Consider the following 19,191-nt stretch of genomic DNA (forward strand, 5'->3'; position numbering starts at 1 on the left):
CTACTATGCCCAGACCCTGCTCAACGAACAGCTGCCGCTCATTCCGCTGGCACACGCTTTGCGTACCCAGGTCAGCCGCAGCGACATCGAGGGGCTGACGCTGATGCCCTTTGGCGGCACCTCCTTCAACCAGGCTCACAGGGAGTAAGCATGCTTTTATACACCTTGCGCCGCATCAACCTGCTGCTCATCACCCTGCTGGCGCTGACCTTTGTCGCCTATCTGCTGGAGTATCGGCTGCTCGACCACCAGCTCAGCTTCTGGAGCGGCTATCCCGACTTCCTGCGCCGCATTTTTGCAGGTGATCTGGGGCTCTCCAGCGTCTCCGGGCTGCCGGTGCTGGACGAAATCCGCCACTACTTCCCGGCAACCCTGATCCTCTGTCTGGCCGCCTTTGCCATCTCGCTGCTGGTAGGGATCCCGCTCGGTACTCTGGCCGCGCTGTCGCAAGGCAAGACGCTGGATCTCTCCATCATGACTGCTGGTCTTATCGGCTATGCGGTGCCGGTATTCTGGCTGGCACTGCTGGTGGTGATGCTCTTTTCACTGGATCTGGGTTGGCTGCCCGCCTCCGGGCAGATCAGCCTGCTCTACGATGTGCCGCCCATCACCGGCATCGCGGTGATCGATGTGCTGTTGAGTAACGAGCCTTGGCGGCAAGCGGCGCTGCACGATGCTTTGCGCCACCTGATCCTCCCGTCACTGGTGCTGGCCGTCGTGCCCACCACCGAGGTGATCCGCCATGTACGCAGTTCGCTTATCGACGTGATGAAGCAGAACTACATCAAGGCGGCGGCGAGCCGGGGTCTCTCCAAGGCGCAGATTGTCTGGCGCCATGGTCTCAAGAATGCTCTGCCGCCGGTGCTGCCGCTGCTGGGTCTGCAACTGGGCAGCGTACTCACCTCCGCCATGATCACCGAGGTGGTGTTCGAGTGGCACGGGATCGGGCGCTGGCTCATCAGCAGCATCGCCCTGCAGGATTACGCCGCCATTCGCGGGGCGACCCTGGTGGTCGCCAGTTTCGTGATCCTGACCAGCGTCAGTACCGAGTTGCTGACCACCCTTATCTATCCGGCACGGCGCAAAGATTTGTATGCCAAACAAGATTAAACGCGCTCATGGCGTGACCAGGAGCCAGGTATCCTATGCAAGATAAATCGAACATCTATCCCGAGCTCAAGATCCTCTCGCCCCTTGAGCAGACGTGGGCTTCCTATCGCCGCAATCCGCTTGCCATGGCGGGGCTCTGGTGCTTTCTGATCCTGCTGCTGATCACCCTGGTGGGGCCGTTTGTCGTCCCCTATGGCATCGATGAACAGCACACCGACAAGCTGCTGCTGGCCCCCTCCTGGGCGGCGACCGGCAATATCGACTACTTCCTCGGCACTGACGATCTGGGGCGCGACATGCTCTCCCGACTGGTGGTGGGGGCGCGCCTCACCTTCGGTTACGCACTGGTCGTGGTGGTGATCGCCATGGTGGTGGGCTCTGCCATTGGCATCCTCGGTGGCATGAGCAAGGGACTGAAATCGAGCGTGCTGCACCACCTGCTCGATACCCTGCTCTCCATCCCCTCCCTGCTGATGGCCATCATCATGGTCGCCATCATGGGGCCGGGTCTTGGCAACACCCTGATTGCCATTACCCTGGCGTTGATCCCGCCCTTTATCCGCGCCACCTACAACGCGGTGCATACCGAGATGCAGAAGGAGTACATCACTGCCAGCCGCCTCGATGGCTCGCCCCCCTTCCGGATCATGCGACTGGCCATTTTGCCCAACATCGTCGAAACCCTGGTGGCCCAGACCACCCGTACCCTATCGGCAGCGGTCCTCGATATCTCGGCGGTGGGTTTTCTTGGCCTCGGCGCCCAGTCACCCCAACCGGAGTGGGGCACCATGCTGGCCGATTCGAGCGACCTTATCTATCTCGCCCCCTGGACTGTCACCCTGCCCGGCATCGCCATCCTGTTCAGCGTGCTGGTGACCAATTTAGTCGGTGAAGGCATTCGTGAAGCACTCAAAGAGGGGAATGACTGATGCTGATGACCCTGCAAGATATATGCAATGTCGCCCTCGACGTCGGTACACCATTATATTGCGTGCCCATCGGCTATTCGCTGGTTGGTGAAGGCACCCTTGCCGCGGGGAATAACTGATGCCATTGCTCGATATTCGCAATCTCACCATCGAGATAGATACCCCGCAAGGCAAGGTCAAAGCGGTGGACAAGGTCAGCCTCACCCTCAATGAGGGTGAGATCCGCGGTCTGGTGGGTGAATCCGGCTCCGGCAAGAGTCTGGTGGCCAAGGTGATCGTCGGCATCGAGAAGGACAACTGGACGGTGCGTGCCGACCGGATGCGCTTCAACGACATGGATCTGCTGACCATGGCTCCCAAGGAGCGCCGCCGCATCATGGGCCGCGAGATCGCCATGATCTTTCAGGACCCCATCAGCTGTCTCGACCCCTCCGAGGAGATCGGCACCCAACTGGAAGAGGCGATCCCGACCGATTCGTTCGAGGGGCAGTTCTGGCAGCGCTTCCAGTGGCGCAAGAAGAAGGCCATCGCCCTGCTGCACCGGGTCGGCGTCAAGGATCACCGCAAGGTGATGCGTGCCTATCCCCACGAGCTGTCGGATGGCATGTGTCAAAAGGTGATGATCGCCATGGCGATTGCCAACCAGCCGCGCCTGCTGGTTGCCGACGAGCCCACCAGCGCCATGGAGTCCACCACCCACTCCCAAATCCTGCGGCTGCTGGACAAGATGAACAAGCTGGGCAACACCACCATCCTGATCATCAGTAACGACATCGCCGCCATCGCCAACCTGACCGATACCATCAACGTGATGTACTGCGGCCAGATGGTGGAAGTAGGAACCCGGGAGCAGATCCTGGAAAGCCCGCGCCACCCCTATACCGACGCCCTGCTCAAATCGATCCCTGACTTTGACAAGCTGGTGCGTCACAAGTCGCGGCTTGAAACCCTGCCCGGCGTCATCCCGCCGCTGCAGCACCTGCCCATCGGCTGTCGTCTGGGGCCACGCTGCCCCTACGCCCAGAAGCAGTGCGTGCAGACCCCGCTGATGAACAAGATCAAGGGCCATCAGTTCAGCTGTCACTTCCCGCTGAACATGGAGGAGCCGAAAAAATGATGACCGTTAATGCCCCCATGAAGGAGCCCCGCTTGTGATCGAGCCATCCCTGTTGCAGGTCAGAGGCCTTAGCAAAACCTACCAGAACCGCACCGGTCTGTTCCGTCGTCAGGCGGTGGAGGCGATCAAGCCCCTCTCGTTCGATCTCGACGTGGGCCAGACCCTCGCCATCGTTGGCGAGGCGGGTTCCGGCAAGAGCACCCTCGCCCGCATTCTGGCTGGCATGATCGAGCCCACCAGCGGCGATATCGCCATCGACGGCCAGCTGATGGTGCACGGCGATTACCAGACCCGCTGCAAACTGCTGCGGATGATTTTTCAGGATCCCAACACCTCGCTGAACCGCAAGATCCGGGTCGGCCAGATCCTGGAAACCCCGCTGCGCCTCAACACCGAGATGACCGAGGAGGAGCGCCGCGAGAAGGTGGTGCAGACCCTGCGCATGGTGGGGATGCTGCCGGATCACGCCCTCTTCTACCCGCAGATGCTCTCCGCCGGTCAGCAGCAGCGGGTGGCGCTGGCGCGGGCGCTGATCCTCAACCCCAAGATAGTGGTGGCCGATGAAGCGCTCTCTACCCTGGATATCTCGGTCCGCTCCCAGATCATCAACCTGTTGCTGGAGATGCAAGAGACCATGGGGCTGAGCTATGTGCTGGTGGCCAACGACTTGGGCATCGTCAGTCATATCAGTGACGAGGTGCTGGTGATGCACGAAGGTCGGGTGGTCGAGCGCGGCAAGACCCTCAAGGTGTTTGCCGATCCCCAGCACGAGGTGACCCGCCGCCTTATCCAGAACTACAACAACGAATACCGGCGATAACCCCTCTGCTGACCGTTCGCTCCGAGGTCACAGCCCCACCAGACGGGGACAGAGAAATGAAAAAGCCCACTGCATGCAGTGGGCTTTTTGTTATCAGAGTCGCGGCTTAGGCTTGCAGCAGCAGACGGTTGATGCGGGAGACGAAGCTCGCCGGATCGTTCAACCCGCCCTGCTCGGCCAGCTGGGCCTGTTCGTGCAGCAGGGTAACCCACTCACCGAACAGCGCCTCATCTTCGATGGTGTCGAGTTTCTTCACCAGCGCATGGTCAGGGTTGAGCTCCAGAATGTACTTCTGCTCCGGTACCGGCTGGCCGGCCGCACGCATCAGCTTGATCATCTGGGTGCTCATACCATAGGCGTCGGTGACGATGCAAGAGGGGGAGTCGGTCAGACGGTGGGTGACACGCACCTCTTTCACTGCATCGCCCAGGCTCTTCTTGACCCGCTCCACCAGACCGGCGTTGGCCTTCTCGGCATCGATCTGGGCCTGCTTGGAGGCTTCGTCTTCCAGATCGCCGAGATCCAGTTCGCCACGGGTGACGGAGATAAGCTGCTTGCCGTCGAACTCGGTCAGGTGGCTCATCAGCCACTCGTCCACGCGCTCCCACATCAGCAACACTTCGACCCCCTTCTTGCGGAAGATCTCGAGGTGCGGGCTGTTCTTGGCAGCGGCATAGGAGTCAGCAGTGATGTAGTAGATCTTCTGCTGGCCTTCCTTCATGCGGCCAACGTAATCCTCAAGAGAGACGGTCTGGGCTTCGCCCTCGCCAGCGGTGCTGGCAAAGCGCAGGAGCTTGGCGATCTCTTCGCGGTTGGCGTAATCCTCGGCCGGGCCCTCTTTGAGCACGTTACCGAACTCTTTCCAGAACTTGGCGTACTTCTCGGCATCGTCTTTCGCCAGCTTGGAGAGCATGGTCAGCACGCGCTTGGAGCAAGCCTTGCGCAGGGAGGCGGTCACCTTGTTGTCCTGCAGGATTTCACGGCTAACGTTGAGCGGCAGATCGTTGGAGTCCAGCACCCCTTTGACGAAGCGCAGGTAGGTCGGCATAAACTGCTCGGCGTCATCCATGATGAAGACGCGCTGCACATAGAGCTTCAGACCGTGCTTCTGCTCGCGGTTATAGAGGTCAAACGGTGCGCGGGCCGGTACGTAGAGCAGGCTGGTGTACTCCTGCGCCCCTTCCACCCGGTTGTGACCCCACAGCAGCGGATCTTCAAAGTCGTGGGCGACGTGCTTGTAGAACTCCTGATACTCCTCGTCCTTGATATCTTTCGGGTTGCGGGTCCACAGTGCCGTGGCGCGGTTGACCTGCTCCCACTCGCCCGGGGTGCCGACGATGGTCTCGCCATCCTCTTCCCGATCCGGGGTACCCTCTTTGAACATCTCAACCGGTACGCTGATGTGATCGGAATATTTGCTCACCACGGAGCGCAGACGCCAGTCGTCGAGGAACTCGTCCTCTTCGGCACGCAGGTGCAGGATGACGTCGGTACCGCGACCCTCTTTGGTTACGTCAGCGACGGTGAAGGAGCCTTCCCCTTCAGATTCCCACTGTACGCCCTGCTCCGGAGCAGTACCGGCGGCGCGGGAGACCACGGTCACCTTGTCGGCCACGATAAAGGCGGAGTAGAAGCCGACCCCGAACTGACCGATCAGCTGGGAGTCACGTCCCTGATCGCCGGAGAGGTTTTTGAAGAATTCTGCGGTGCCGGACTTGGCGATGGTACCCAGGTGCTCAATCACCTGATCGCGGGTCATACCGATCCCGTTATCGGAGATGGTCAGGGTACGCTTCTCTTTGTCCACCACCAGACGCACACGCAACTGGCCGTCGTTTTCGAACAAAGAGGCATCGGAAAGCGCCTTGAAGCGCAGCTTGTCCGCCGCATCGGATGCGTTGGAGATCAGCTCGCGCAGGAATACTTCTTTGTTGGAGTAGAGGCTGTGAGCCATCAGGCTCAGCAGTTGTTTGACTTCAGTCTGAAAGCCGTGGGTTTCGGCATGAACACTTTGGGTCATGGACCAATCCTCAGAAACATCGGGTTGAACATATGCCCAACCTAGATGGGGACGGCCAATCAAATATCAAGGGGCGAGTGTGCAATCCCGCTCACTCGCCCCTTTAAATCCGCTCAAACGGCTATTTCTTACCCAGCTCGACCGCTATTAATGCGGGGAAACTGGCTGGCACCTTGCTATTTCAAGCGTTGGCGCCCCATCAGGGAGTGGGAGAGCGTTGTGCCATCCACCAGCTCCAGCTCGCCCCCTACCGGCACGCCATGGGCGATGCGGCTCACCTCTACCCCGGCGGTGCGGGCCATATCAGCGATATACCAGGCGGTGGCGTCCCCCTCGATGGTGGGGTTGGTGGCGAGGATCAGTTCGCTGATCGCCTCATCTTTCAAGCGGCGCTCGAGAATATCGAGCCCCAGCTCCTCTGGGCCTATGCCGTCCAGCGGCGACAGATGGCCCATCAGCACAAAGTAGCGACCGGAAAACTGGCCGGTCTGCTCGATGGCCGCCACGTCCGCCGGGCTCTCCACCACGCAGAGCAGGCCATTCTCTTCCCGCTTGGGATTGGCGCAGATATCGCAGCGATCGTTCTCGGTAAAGGTGCGGCAGTGGCTGCAGTGGCCAATCTCGGTCAGGGCGCGAGAGAGCAGCTGGGCCAGCCGCAAACCGCCGCTGCGCTCACGCTCGAGCAGGGTAAAGGCCATCCGCTGGGCAGACTTGGGCCCCACTCCCGGCAATACCTGCAGGGCTTTCATCATCTCATCGAGCAGGGGACTGAACTTCATAACACTCCTTACACGGGCCTGCCCCTCGCCACCACCAGGGCCACGACGGGTCAGCAAAACAGGATAACGCCATTGGCGCAGGACTATACCCGAGCCCGCCGCCCATCGCCATCGGCTTGCCCACAGCTTCTTCGCTAACCGCCCTGTCGCATCAACCAGACAGTCTTCACAGAAGTACTGACAACACAATTTTTGGCTCAATTGGTTGCCCGCCGGATCATGCAGGAACCGCTCGGTCAGTTCACCACGCACCTCCAGCAAGCGGTCCAGCGGGTCGTAGCGGTAGTGCTGCTCCCCTTGCTCGCTGTCATTGATCTGCAGCAGATTGCCGGTGCGGTCATAACCGGCGTTGTTTCCCAAATCAACCATCAAACAGCAACTGCCCCAGCCCCTGGTGACCGCTACACTCGGAGCTTTCTGACAGGTAGACCAAGGGTATTCAGCTTGTTTATGGCGCTAACGTACGCCATGACTTCTCCCACTTGGCCGTTGTAGTTACGCAGGCTGATTTTTCCCGCCAGCAACTGCTTGAGCCGATACATCGCCGTCTCTGCCAGCGAGCGACGGTGATACCCCGACATCTTCTTCCAGTGCGCCAGCCCTTCCTTGCGCATCACCAGCACGGCCTCATTTCTTGGATACCCCTTTTTCCATAACCCCGCGCTCTTGCGAGGCTGGATACAGGCTGTCGCCCCTTTGCGCGAGATAAGCTGATGGCTGGCTTTGCTGTCATAGGCGCCATCCGCATAAACACGTCCCAGCTTACGCCATAGTGGCTTGAGCAGAGTTGGTAGCACCTCGGCATCATGGACATTTTCCAATGACACTTCTGCTGCCACGATATCGTGGGTTGCCGGGTCTACCGCCAGATGCAACTTGCCCCACACTCGCCGCTTCTCGGCGCCGTGTTTTCTGACCTTCCACTCACCTTCACCAAACACCTTCAGGCCAGTCGAATCGATAACCAGGTCGGTAATGCGTTCCTTCGGGGGCTGTCGATAAACCACCGTCACCGAGCCTGCTCGCTTGCTGACACAGCTGTAGTCCGGTGCGCACAGCGGTACGTTCATCAACTCGAACAGGGAGTCGAGTAGTCCCTGAGTGGCCCGCAGAGTGAGGTTAAAAATCCCCTTGAGCATCAGGAAGGTACAGATGGTCTGGTCGGTGTAGAGCAGGTTGCGGCCCCGCCGCCCATGATGGTCGTGGTGGAACCGGTTATCCATGGCGCCAGCATCAACCCAGAAGGTGAGGGAACCACGGTTAATCAGAGACTTGTTGTATTGAGGCCAGTTGGTGATGGGATGAAGCGACGTGCCCATGATGCAGACTTGAAGAGGATGGTGGTGATCAGATCACCGAGCCCTAAGTTAGTTCCATCCAAGCTGTATCTATTTGGGAAACAACGCCGTCATAACCGTAACGCCGCTCACTAGCAACCTGTTTGCCCCGTTGCAATCGCAGCGCAGTAAGGCGCCCTTGCTCGTCATATTCGTATTGCTGGGTCAGCGCCCCCTGGCTGCGGCGCATCTCCAATCCACTAACCATCTGGTGGCGAGTCAGCTCGGCGCCGTTCAGATCAATCCCGCTTAGCTCCCCATTCAGATAGTGGTAAGCCAGCTTGTTGCCATCGGGCAACTGCCAGTGGGCCAACCGCCCCATGGCATCATGCTTGAAATAGCTGGAAGCCCAGCCCTGATGCTCGGCCAGCAGATTGCCTGCAGCATCGTATTCATAGGTGAGTGGCCAGGCGCCATCATCCACCTGGGTCAACTGACCGTACTGGTCATAGCTGAACTGGATTTCACGGCCATCGGGCAAGGTTTTTTTAAGCAACCGCCCCATGGAGTCTCGCTCATAGCGAGTGACCAGCTCGGTCTCCTGCTTGCCGAACTCGACCTTCTCGCTCAAATGACCGTTGAGGTCGTAGCGGTAAGCGGTGGTGCGGCCATCAAAGCCGGTTTCCCGCGCGACCAAGCCATTGGGGAAGTAGTGAATGCGGTGCTGTTCGCCATGCTCGTTCTCAATCTCACTCAAGAAGAGCTTGGCATTGTCGTAGCAATACTTAAGCTCACTGCCGTCCGGGTTGATGCGGCGGCTCACTAGATGCAGGCCAGTTCGTCCCACTCGGCCGCCTTGCCGTAGGGGATATAGAAGTAAAGATATAGAAAGGTCAGGACATGGCGTTATCCTGACCTTTACATATCCACATATTGAAAGAGGGCTGACTGCGTTAAAACGGTTCAGTCTGGTGTCCGGCAATAACCAGACCTATACAGATTGCTCCGCAAACGCCCGATTACGCTACGCTAATCGAGCATGAGCCCAGTAAAAATGGTTGGTATCCAGAATCCCAGTGGTGCTAAAAACACCTCATATATTCACACCATCCTTCAATAAGCAGGGGAAATACGTTTACCGACACAAAAGCGATCTAAGTCAATCTCAAAAAACCAATCTTGAAAGTTATCAACCACTTTATCGAACGCCCCCACTATAGCAATACCACTAACAGAATTTGGATGTTGAGATATATATTGATAGAAGACATCCTCTGTTGAAGGGTGTATTTTTCCAATCATATTGCCTGCAAGATCATAGACAGTTGCATCAAGGTGATTCCCTGTGCCATATTCCATAGAAACTACTACATTTTTTTTCTCCGAATACACCGCATAGCCTTTATTGGGGTGTAACAGTCTAATCGACTGTTCACCACAAGCCCATTCACTATACATGAAATCAGTATCATTAATTATTTTCACTTTATTTCCTTCACTTCGACAATCTTAAGGTGATTCATTTTTTCAACGGGGTCTCGAGACAACCTCAAATTAATTTGATTAGCACCACCAGTGAGATATTTATAACTACCATCAGATAGTTTTTCAATCTGAGGCCCAACTGGTCCTTCTAGTACTTCAAAGGGATGCGTAACCTCATATGTAACCACACGATCGATACCAGCTGGTTTCCATGACTGCTTTACAGCTAGTTTACCCCATACAAAGTCTGCAGAATTAATATTATCCATAGTACCAAATCCACCGGGGCTAGTTATTGGCTGACCAGGCCCCAATGCCATATTAAAACGTTCCCCCGGCTCAATGATTCGGCTCTTGGGAGTAAATCCAACTGGCCATGGGGATTCATTATCCCTGAGCTCTTCAAATGCACTAACCAACGAATGGTCATCTTTAAACTGTCCAGCATGATGTTGTTCAAACTGCTTAAATACGTCTTGCTGCTCGGACGGAATTCTGGAGCGCGGCAATGAATCAGGACATTGCCCCGGCACATTGCTTAATCCCAGCGGATCCACCCAACCGGTTGGGTTAGGGGCGTACTGGTAGTTGTTGAGCCCGCCAGCCAAGCCTATCGGGTCGGGGGTGATAAATCTACCCGTTTCAGGCTGGTAGTAGCGGTGACGGTTGTAGTGCAGACCGGTCTCGGCATCAAAATATTGCCCCTGAAAACGCAAGGGAGTGGCAACCTCGGCGATCTCTTCCCGCCACACATTGCCATAGGCGCGATAGCGCACCTGCCAGGCAGTCGCTCCATTGTCACGGGTCAACGCCAGCGGGGTACCGAGGTGGTCAAGTTGATAATGGAATACCTCGGCATCCGTTCCTTCACCTTCCAACTGCACCAATGGCTTGAAGCTGCCCGGTTCATAGATAAAGCTGCGGTATTGCTCGTCAGTGCGACGTTTATCATCACCAAGCTGATAACTGTTTTCGGCAATCAGGTTGTTGGCCTGCCACAAGAATTCGGTGACCAGCTCGCCCTTTGTCCCACTCACCGTCTTGCGAATACGGCGGCCAAAGGCGTCGTAGTCATAACGGGCCGTGGTGCCATCCGGCAGCTCAGCCCTGATCAGTTGGTGCTGGCAGTCGTAGTGATAACGGGTAACCAGTGACTGGCCTTTGCCACGACGCTCGATGGCCAATCGACCAAATTCGTCGTACTCAAAATGGCGATCGCCACTCAACAGCAGCCGGTTACCCTGGGTGCGCGCCCCCTCAAACTGGCCACCCAGCGTCTGGCTCAACAGGTTGCCCGCCGGATCGTGCAGGAACCGCTCGGTCAGTTCACCACGCACCTCCAGCAAGCGGTCCAGCGGGTCGTAGCGGTAGTGCTGCACCCCTTGCACACTGTCATTGATCTGCAGCAGATTGCCAGTGCGGTCATAACCGTAACGCCGCTCACGAGCAACCTGTTTGCCCCGTTGCAATCGCAGCGCAGTAAGGCGCCCTTGCTCGTCATATTCGTATTGCTGGGTCAGCGCCCCCTGGCTGCGGCGCATCTCCAATCCACTAACCATCTGGTGGCGAGTCAGCTCGGCGCCGTTCAGATCAATCCCGCTTAGCTCCCCATTCAGATAGTGGTAAGCCAGCTTGTTGCCATCGGGCAACTGCCAGTGGGCCAACCGCCCCATGGCATCATGCTTGAAATAGCTGGAAGCCCAGCCCTGATGCTCGGCCAGCAGATTGCCTGCAGCATCGTATTCATAGGTGAGTGGCCAGGCGCCATCATCCACCTGGGTCAACTGACCGTACTGGTCATAGCTGAACTGGATTTCACGGCCATCGGGCAAGGTTTTTTTAAGCAACCGCCCCATGGAGTCTCGCTCATAGCGAGTGACCAGCTCGGTCTCCTGCTTGCCGAACTCGACCTTCTCGCTCAAATGACCGTTGAGGTCGTAGCGGTAAGCGGTGGTGCGGCCATCAAAGCCGGTTTCCCGCGCGACCAAGCCATTGGGGAAGTAGTGGATGCGGTGCTGTTCGCCATGCTCGTTCTCAATCTCGCTCAAGAAGAGCTTGGCATTATCGTAGCGATACTTGAGTTCACTGCCATCGGGGTTGATGCGGCGGCTCACCAGATGCAGGCCGAGGTGATATTCGTAACGAGTCTCGCGGCCGAGCTCGTCCCACTCGGCCGTCACCTTGCCGTAGGCGTTATATTCGAAACGGCGGATGCCACCACCAGGCAGATTCACGGCTTGCAAGCGATCGGCCGCATTCCATTCATAGCGGGTAATCGCGCCGCGCGGGTCGCGCCGTACAATCTGGCGACCCCGCTCATCATAGCGCCAGCGGGTCACGCCACCGTTGGCACCCTTCTCCTCAATCAGCTGCCCAAGGCGGTTCCAGCCCAGTTCGATGCGGCTGCCATCGGGTTGCACCACGGTGCTGAGCTTGCCTTGCGCGTTATAGCTGTAGCGAGTCTCCCGCCCAAGGGGATCCCGTCTTGCAATCACATCCCCTTGCTCGTTGCGTTGAAAACGCCATTCACGCTCCCCCTGTACCACCTTGCGAACCCGACCATCCCAATAGTGATAGGTGGTCTGACTGCCATCGGGCGCAATCTCGCACTCCAGCAAGCCCGCTTCGTCATAGTGGTAACGGGTTTCGCCCCCCAGTGCATCGCGGGCCAGCACTTTCTGACCCTTGTCGTTATAGACAAACTCGCTGACCGCGCCGTCGGGATCTTGCTGACGGATCAGTCGAGCGTTGCTGTCATGCTGGTAGACCTCCTGACTGCCATCAGCATTGCTGACCGTCACTTCACCCTTGTCATCATCCCAGGTGTAACTGACATCAAAACGGGCCACATCACTCCAGTGGCGAACCGCGCGCGCCAGCTTTCCTTCCCGCTCCCATTCCCAGAAGAACCCTGCGCCGCCCGCCAGTCGGCGCTCCAGGATCACCCCATCGAGACGATAGCGGTAACGTTCGCACTCACCGGCCCCGTTTTCAGCCACCACCAGGTGCCCTGCATCGTCGTAGTAATAACGTTGCAAGGTCGCTTCTGGCTGCCAGTTAATACCGTCAAAATGCTGTAATTCGACACCGGCCAGATATGCCTTTTGATAAACAATACGAAGAGCCAGACCGCCCTCGTTCTCTATCCAGCAGGGGCGCCCCTGCTCATCGGCACGGATAGTGAGTCGGTTGCCATAAAGGTCTGACATGGCCGTCAAACGGCCTGTCTTGCCATGCCAGGTGAAATGCAGGAAGGGCGATCCCGCCTTGGCGACTATCACCTCGTCAGGCTCATCCCCCAGATAAACGGCCGCCTCTGACAACTGGTTGGTGATCATGGGTCTGGCTGCCGAGGGCATCGGTAACTCGATGGCAAGAGACTCCTGGTCCCACCAGGTCAGGCTATCTCCGTGACGTTCGAGCCGATGGGCCAGCGTATGGCTCCACCCCGCCCCCATGCCACAGGAACGCTCAACCGCTGACGTGCGATAGAGGCGACCAAAGGTAAACGGCAGCATGCCCGGCAGATGGGCATCCTCCAGCGCCAGCAACTCCTCGCCGGTGACCATGGACACAGGGCAGTTGTTCTTGCAGGTTTTGGCTTCAGGTTGATGGGGTTTATTGACCGGTGTTGTCGTCGTTTTCGAGGCATCCGGCGTCTTTTTAAGCTGTTTAATCTCGGAATGGGGCTGGAATTTGCGCTTGGCTGCAGTCCCCTTTTCCACCAGTGTTTTGGCGCTGCCATCTACCAGTTTGAGATCCGCCTTCTTGGCAGGGCTCAGCTTGGCAGACCCGGCGATCAACACCTTCTTGGCCGTTTGAGCATGTTGCGCCAGATTGTGCTTTTTGGAGAGATTGACCAGCGAGGTCACCAGACGCATCACTCTATCGCTATTCTTGGCCGCTGAGGCTGCCTTGGCGCCATAACGGGCAGCAAGGCCGGCCCCACCGGTTAAAATCACACCGATGATGACATCAATCAGCACAGAGGAAATCACCTGAGACCCAAACTCGGTCTGCTGATCTGGCGGCAACATCTTGACCCAGCACACCAGGGCATAGGCATAGAGATAGAGCAGTGCTTCATCCTGCAATACCAGCATGGCGGCTTCCATCTGGGATGCTCCCGCCTTGGCCATGGCTGCAGCATCTACACCAAACTCAGCCAACTTTTTGGCATTCCCCACAGGGTCGGCCAACAGGTTGTAGATGGTTTTCAGATCGTCCCACGCCCCAACCAGCGCCTTGCCAACGCCACTGGCAGCAGCCAACGCATGGCTACCAAATCCGGCTCCCGTGGCGCTATAACGGCTCCAAGCGACTTTGTGTTCGCTGCTCCACTCTCTGGTAAGCCATGCTTCCAGATCTTTTTGCACTGGAGCATAGGAGGCAAACAAGGCGTCAAGGTCACTCTTCTTCACCTTGGGGTAAAAGGTCACCCGATAAGACTTGCCCGGAGTCAACTTCCCGACTTCAGCAATCCCCTTGGCATCCAGGGTTCCCTCCTTCGCTACCGCTTCACTGACAAAACGTCCACGAACTATCTTGCCCGCTTCCACCTTGTAGGGGGTATTACCGATAGGAATAAAACGCACTGATTCGAACATATGTACTAGCCGCAAAGTGCCACTCAAAGGGCACTGCGTCACCACGGATTGCGCCTTCTTGCTGCTCGAAGAGGCTTTTATCGTCTTGTCACCAACCTTGATGGTCTGCTCCATGTCCATACCGAGCATGTCGCCAAGAAAGAAACTCTCGGCATCCTTGCGGTACTCAGTCAGGGCATTGCGATAATCGGCGATCACCTGGGTGAAGACGGCCTGGCCGGCATTACTCATGCTTGAACCTCATTGAGCAGCGCCGCTTCCAGCGCTGGAAATAGATCGATATCAGGGGATGGGTAACGGGAAACGAAACGGGCAACTTTGCACCTGAGATTGGCCTCGGGGAAAGCCCAGTAAAGCTGGCCATTCTCATCTGCCAGCTGTTGCATCAGGTTGTTGATAAGGGGACCTGTATCTTGCTCGGCCAATACTGCTGCGATAGCTGGAGGAAGTTCCCACCAGGGAAATGGACGTACAGCACAGGGCTCCGATGGTTCCCATGAAAATGCATTGCCCTGACACCACATCGCACCCAGTTGCGGCAACAGCTTTGTCATGCCATCACCAAGCTGCGACACGATGGCAGACATATACACGCCATCCCAATAGCGAAAGAACACTGCTTCACCCTGATGCCAGAGCTGGGTCAGCCCCTGAAAATGGCCATAGAGAGTGCCAGAAGGTTGCTCGGTCGCCAGAATAAATCCCCAATCGCGAGCATCGGTCGTTTCAGCCCATTCGATAAAAGGACTCACCTTGTCCAGCTCGACCAGATAGGGCATCACGGGGAGCCAGTCGTGATAGGGGGTACCGAGATAGAGTCCGCGCGGTGTATGACGGCCATCAAGCTGGTAATAGTGCTGCAAAGGCGCCGCATCGCTGGCCCCTGCCAGTACGGCATACAATGGGCTAGTTTGCACGGCTACCCACTCGGCAAGCGACATAGCCTCAGATTTCACAGCCGCCCTCCTTGCACTTCTCACACTCCTCACAGAAAGGGGCAGCACTCTTCATGGTGGCCAGCTGGGCAGGACTGAGCGGCACCTTCGGCATGGGAGGAACTGACACACCATGAGGGCCGACAGGGGATTTACCCGCCCAACCTGAACCAGACCCGGGGCCTCCCCCCGAGTTCATCTTGATAGTAGGGCCAACCAGTGTGACGCCACCGCCATCCACCTTGATAAAGCAGCCGCCCACCTTGACGGTAATTTCAGATCCCGCCTCCAGCACCACTTTGGCGCCTGCCTTGACGTGCACTTCCTGCCCGGCCTGGGTGAGCCAACTTTGTCCCAGTTTTTGATGCATGGATGCATCCACCGTCAGCGAATAGTCCGTCTTGATGTGGTCGCGCTTCTCGCCCTCGATCGTCAGGTGGTCATTGGCCTTGATGCGGGTCACCCGCTCGTTGTCGATGTCGGTGTGCTGGTCGTGCTTGATGTGCCACGCCGCATCGTTCTCGATGAGAACATTCAGGTCTTTCTGACCGTGGATATAAATCTCTTCCTGCCCAGCCTGGTCTTCAAAACGAAGTTCGTTGAAGCCCTCACCCTTGTGGGTTTCGGTGCGCAGCACGGTGCGAGTCTTGTTGGCTGGCAGCTCATACGGCGGCCGGTTGGTGGCGTGGTAGGTGCGCCCCGTCACGATGGGCTGGTCGGGGTCACCTTCGAGGAATGAGACGATAACCTCATGGCCGATGCGCGGAATCGCCATCATGCCGTACTGGCCACCGGCCCAGCCCTGACTCACCCGCACCCAGCAGGAGCTCTGGTCGTTGGAGCTGCCATAGCGGTCCCACGGGAACTGCAGTTTGACCCTGCCATGCTCGTCGCAGTAAATCTCCTCCCCTTCCGGGCCGACTACGATGGCGATTTGCGGGCCATCCACCATCGGCTTGTAGGGTGCCTCGGGGCTGCCAACACGCGCCCGCCAGGTGGTACTCGCTTTCACTACGCCAAATTCGTTGTGGTAGACGGTCGGGCCGCTGCCGCCCTCCTCTTCCAGCGCTTGCGGTTGTTCACCTGTGTGGCGGATATGGACGATTTGCCAGTCGGTGTTGAGGCTGCCGTTAGGATGCTCGGTGAGTGAAAAGTGCTGACCCGGCAAGAGCGCCGCGCTATTGGATTTGCCACTGCCCGCCACCGCATCGTTACGCAACGCATCGAGCCGGTGCTGGGCAAAGGCCTTGCCGCTGCCGTCCTGCTTGTAGCGGCCCGGGTAGTCAAAATGCTGATAGGTATCCCGTTGGTGCTCGAGCTCTGCGCCCTGCTTTTTGTGGGAGAGGCCATAGGCCGGAGTCTTGAAGCTGTAGTCCTTGAGTTCAACATCCGAGGGGCGCACCGATTCGCGGTAGTGGAACTGGCGCACATACGGACCTTGTTCCAGCGAGCGGTTACCGAGGTTGAAGAAGAGCGAGGGGCCAGCGGCCAGGGCTGCCGCGTCGTCAGCAAAGACGATGCGATGTTTGCCTGCTTCAAACTCGTGGAAGTAGAACAGCCCCTCTTCTGCGGCAAGGCGGTTCACAAAGTCGAGGTCGGTCTCGCGATACTGAACGCAATATTCCCGCTGGGCGTGCTCATTCTTGAGCGCAAAGGCGTAGTCGGTGATGCCGTGCTCTTGCAGCAGGATGCTGAGGATTTCATCGGGCTTCTGCGCCTGAAACATGCGGGAGTTCTGGCGCAGGCCCAATCGCCACAGGGCAGGTTTCACCTCAATGCTGTAACGGGTGCGGCGAAAGCCGCTGTCCCCTTGGGCAAACTCGCTCACTACCCCGCAGACCCTGCGTTGCAGCGCGCCGTTGTACCACACCATCAGCTCGCACGGCTGGTCCAGCACGGCGCCAAAGTCAACATCAGGCTGGCTGCTGGCCACCTCCAGCTGCAGATTGAACGGCCGGTTCAGCCCCTCATCCAGCTGAAAACTGGCCACCACAAAGGTGCTCTCGGGCAACGCCCCCACCTTGACCGTAAATTGTAATCCTGTGCTCTGTGCCATGACTCTGTTCCTTATCCTGCCTGTCCGCTACCGGAACCAATCACCACGCCACCACAATCCACTGCCGTGCCGGTGACGGCGATGGGTTTGCCATTCACCAGCACAGAGCCAACACCACCGGCAATGGCACGTGGGTGCGGCGGGTTGTTGGGCTTGTCATGGGGCGCCAGTGGATCACCTTGACCAGCCACAGGCTTGCCATCGAGGAACACGTCGGGACTGGCAGCTATCACCGGGGTCGGTGGGAAGCCATCGTGGTCGGTGCCGATGTCACCGAGCAGTGCGATAGCGGGGCACATAGTCATTCTCCATATGAGTGGGGAGACGCACAGACATCATCCCTCTGCCCCTGTGCCCGGTGGAACGCACCAGGCACAGGCGATTTTGATAAACAGCGGATAAACAGAACAGGCCACAGCACAGGCTATGCCATTCAGCACTGGCGAAATTAGCCAAATAAAATCAAATGGTTAACCTCTTTCGATAGATGACAGGCTTATCCATTCGCAAGAGATTGCGCAAACTGGGCAATCCCCCTGCAAAATATTGCATCTGCAGTGCAACCATCTGTAGTATGCGCAACTGGTTGCGCATAACAGAGCAATCAGCTACCGGATAGCCCTTGTTGCAGTTGGTAAAGCCGGATGTTGAGTGCTTTCAAGTCACTCTCTATCCCTTTCAGCTCGGCAGCCGTAATAGGCTCCTGCGACGCTTTTCGCGCCTCCAGTTCGCTCAGACGTAAACTGAACGGGACCTCCTGCATCAGGTTCTTCTGTACCTCGTAGAGCTGGGACTTGAGGTAGGAAATCGTGACCGTCTTGCGCTGACGCTCCAGCTCCAACAGCTGATCGATCAGGGCATCGACCCCGGCGCGCGCCTCCAGATAGGTCGGAACCCGGTTGAGATCCCCCTGCAGGCCGGCCAGCGCTGTCTGCCACTGTTTGTCGAGAGCCTTGACCGCCAGCGAGTCAGGATAGAGCATCTGCAGCGAATTGCGCAGCCCCTCGCCATAACGGTACCAGTAGAGGGGCGAGGCCTGCTCAAGCCGATCCAGTTGGGCCTGATAACGCGACACCAGCTCGCTCTCCATCCCCTGCAGGGTCTGCTCCCCCAACACGATGCGCGCCTGCCGAATGTCGTCATAACTCAGGGCCTGCGGCAACGCTGCAGCGGGTTGTTGCAACCGTTGCGCCGCGATGACCTTCTCCTGCTGCTGATGTTGCCAGCCAAGCCATCCCATCATGGGCAAGGCACAGGTGAGCAGGCCGCAACCAAACCAGAACCAGGCGGGCCGCTGTTTGCGATGCTGCTCAATCTTGAGTACGGTCGGCTTCATCTGCCCCTTCTCGCGCCCCACCAGAATACTGCCCTGAGGCAGGTGCGGGGTTGCCGCCCCGGCAGAGGCACCGTGGTCGCTCTCCATGTCGGATTTGAAGAAGACCATCGGCGGGATCTGCAGCTCATCCTTGAGGCCCGGATCGTCGGAGACGATGACGATCTCGGTCTCGTCAAAAAGATGGGTATAGCCCTCGATGAAGTGCACCAGATTCTCGACCCGGGGAATGCGGCTCAAGCCCGTGTTGTGCAACTTCTCGCTGATGAGTTGCAGCGCCCGCTCACAGCGGTAGATCAGCCGCTTGTCATCATGGCTGATCTGGTATTGGCGGATCACGTCGCTGACGCGGGCAATAAACCAGTCGAGCATCTCGATGCGGGCCCGCTCCTGATGCACCGGCGGCCAGAAACTCTCCCACTGGGTGACGATCAGGTTGGCAAGAAACTCGCACCCTTCGGTAAAGCCGCTCAGCCCCTGAAGACGGGAGCGCGCCAAGGTGAAGTAGATGGCGGTCTGCAGGTCCACCCCGTGCTTTTCGAAGATTTGACTGGCGAGCTGATGGATCCTGACCCAATCCACCTCGGGACGGGAGGCGTGGCTGAGCTTGTTGATTTCAGCGCGCAGCGCCTCGTATTCCGGCAACATTCTGGGGTCACGCCCCACTTTCAATGCCTGCTGGCCTTGTTGATTCTGTGACATATCGGATTCCAAAATGCTGGG

The 19,191-nt window shown here is 57.9% G+C and carries 14 protein-coding genes; 4 read left to right on the top strand and 10 right to left on the bottom strand.

Annotated elements, in window-relative coordinates; translation table 11 throughout:
- Positions 1-150: 150 nt before the first annotated feature.
- The 4 genes from AACS18_RS05360 to AACS18_RS05375 all read left to right on the top strand — a co-directional run bounded on the left by AACS18_RS05360 (position 151) and on the right by AACS18_RS05375 (position 3,976).
- Positions 151-1,110, top strand: a complete 960-nt coding sequence (locus tag AACS18_RS05360) for an ABC transporter permease (RefSeq protein WP_108613894.1) — start codon at positions 151-153, stop codon at positions 1,108-1,110.
- 35 nt (positions 1,111-1,145) lie between these two features.
- Positions 1,146-2,039: an ABC transporter permease subunit gene (locus AACS18_RS05365; protein ID WP_108613895.1), complete on the top strand. Its 894-nt coding sequence runs from the start codon at positions 1,146-1,148 to the stop codon at positions 2,037-2,039.
- A 118-nt stretch (positions 2,040-2,157) separates the two neighbouring features.
- On the top strand, positions 2,158-3,156 hold the full coding sequence (locus AACS18_RS05370) for a peptide ABC transporter ATP-binding protein (RefSeq protein ID WP_108613896.1): 999 nt from the start codon (positions 2,158-2,160) through the stop codon (positions 3,154-3,156).
- A 34-nt stretch (positions 3,157-3,190) separates the two neighbouring features.
- A complete protein-coding gene (locus AACS18_RS05375; protein ID WP_108613897.1) occupies positions 3,191-3,976 on the top strand; it encodes a peptide ABC transporter ATP-binding protein in 786 nt (261 codons plus the stop codon).
- A gap of 106 nt (positions 3,977-4,082) precedes the next feature.
- Here AACS18_RS05375 and htpG read toward each other — a convergent pair whose 3' ends face one another.
- The 10 genes from htpG to AACS18_RS05430 form a co-directional block, all read right to left on the bottom strand.
- Entirely contained in the window at positions 4,083-5,996 is a 1,914-nt protein-coding gene (gene htpG, locus AACS18_RS05380) for a molecular chaperone HtpG (RefSeq protein ID WP_108613898.1), read from the bottom strand.
- Positions 5,997-6,172: 176 nt separating this feature from the next.
- Positions 6,173-6,775 carry a recombination mediator RecR gene (gene recR / locus AACS18_RS05385; protein WP_021231388.1) on the bottom strand — a complete coding sequence of 201 codons (603 nt, stop codon included), beginning with the start codon at positions 6,773-6,775 and terminating at the stop codon, positions 6,173-6,175.
- Positions 6,776-7,176: 401 nt separating this feature from the next.
- The gene (locus AACS18_RS05395) at positions 7,177-8,094 is read right to left on the bottom strand and encodes an IS5 family transposase (protein ID WP_108613900.1); all 918 of its coding nucleotides are present in this window, start codon (positions 8,092-8,094) and stop codon (positions 7,177-7,179) included.
- 43 nt (positions 8,095-8,137) lie between these two features.
- Positions 8,138-8,899, bottom strand: coding sequence for an RHS repeat domain-containing protein (locus AACS18_RS05400; RefSeq protein WP_258228859.1), 762 nt, complete (start codon positions 8,897-8,899; stop codon positions 8,138-8,140).
- A gap of 266 nt (positions 8,900-9,165) precedes the next feature.
- On the bottom strand, positions 9,166-9,537 hold the full coding sequence (locus AACS18_RS05405; protein WP_108613901.1) for a hypothetical protein: 372 nt from the start codon (positions 9,535-9,537) through the stop codon (positions 9,166-9,168).
- Positions 9,534-14,375 (bottom strand): RHS repeat-associated core domain-containing protein, encoded by a 4,842-nt coding sequence (locus AACS18_RS05410; protein ID WP_108613902.1) that lies wholly within the window; start codon positions 14,373-14,375, stop codon positions 9,534-9,536. The genes AACS18_RS05405 and AACS18_RS05410 overlap by 4 nt, the downstream gene beginning before the upstream one ends.
- Positions 14,372-15,100, bottom strand: coding sequence for a DUF4123 domain-containing protein (locus AACS18_RS05415; protein ID WP_258228860.1), 729 nt, complete (start codon positions 15,098-15,100; stop codon positions 14,372-14,374). Before AACS18_RS05415 ends, AACS18_RS05410 begins: the two co-directional genes overlap by 4 nt.
- The gene (gene tssI, locus AACS18_RS05420; RefSeq protein WP_108613904.1) at positions 15,090-17,135 is read right to left on the bottom strand and encodes a type VI secretion system Vgr family protein; all 2,046 of its coding nucleotides are present in this window, start codon (positions 17,133-17,135) and stop codon (positions 15,090-15,092) included. The genes AACS18_RS05415 and tssI overlap by 11 nt, the downstream gene beginning before the upstream one ends.
- 11 nt (positions 17,136-17,146) lie before the next feature.
- A complete protein-coding gene (locus tag AACS18_RS05425) occupies positions 17,147-17,434 on the bottom strand; it encodes a type VI secretion system PAAR protein (protein WP_108613905.1) in 288 nt (95 codons plus the stop codon).
- Between the two features lie 305 nt (positions 17,435-17,739).
- On the bottom strand, positions 17,740-19,170 hold the full coding sequence (locus AACS18_RS05430; RefSeq protein ID WP_108613913.1) for a VasL domain-containing protein: 1,431 nt from the start codon (positions 19,168-19,170) through the stop codon (positions 17,740-17,742).
- Between the last annotated feature and the right edge of the window lie 21 nt (positions 19,171-19,191).

The organism is Aeromonas sp. HMWF015 (assembly GCF_963878965.1).
GTDB classification, from domain to species: domain Bacteria; phylum Pseudomonadota; class Gammaproteobacteria; order Enterobacterales; family Aeromonadaceae; genus Aeromonas; species Aeromonas veronii.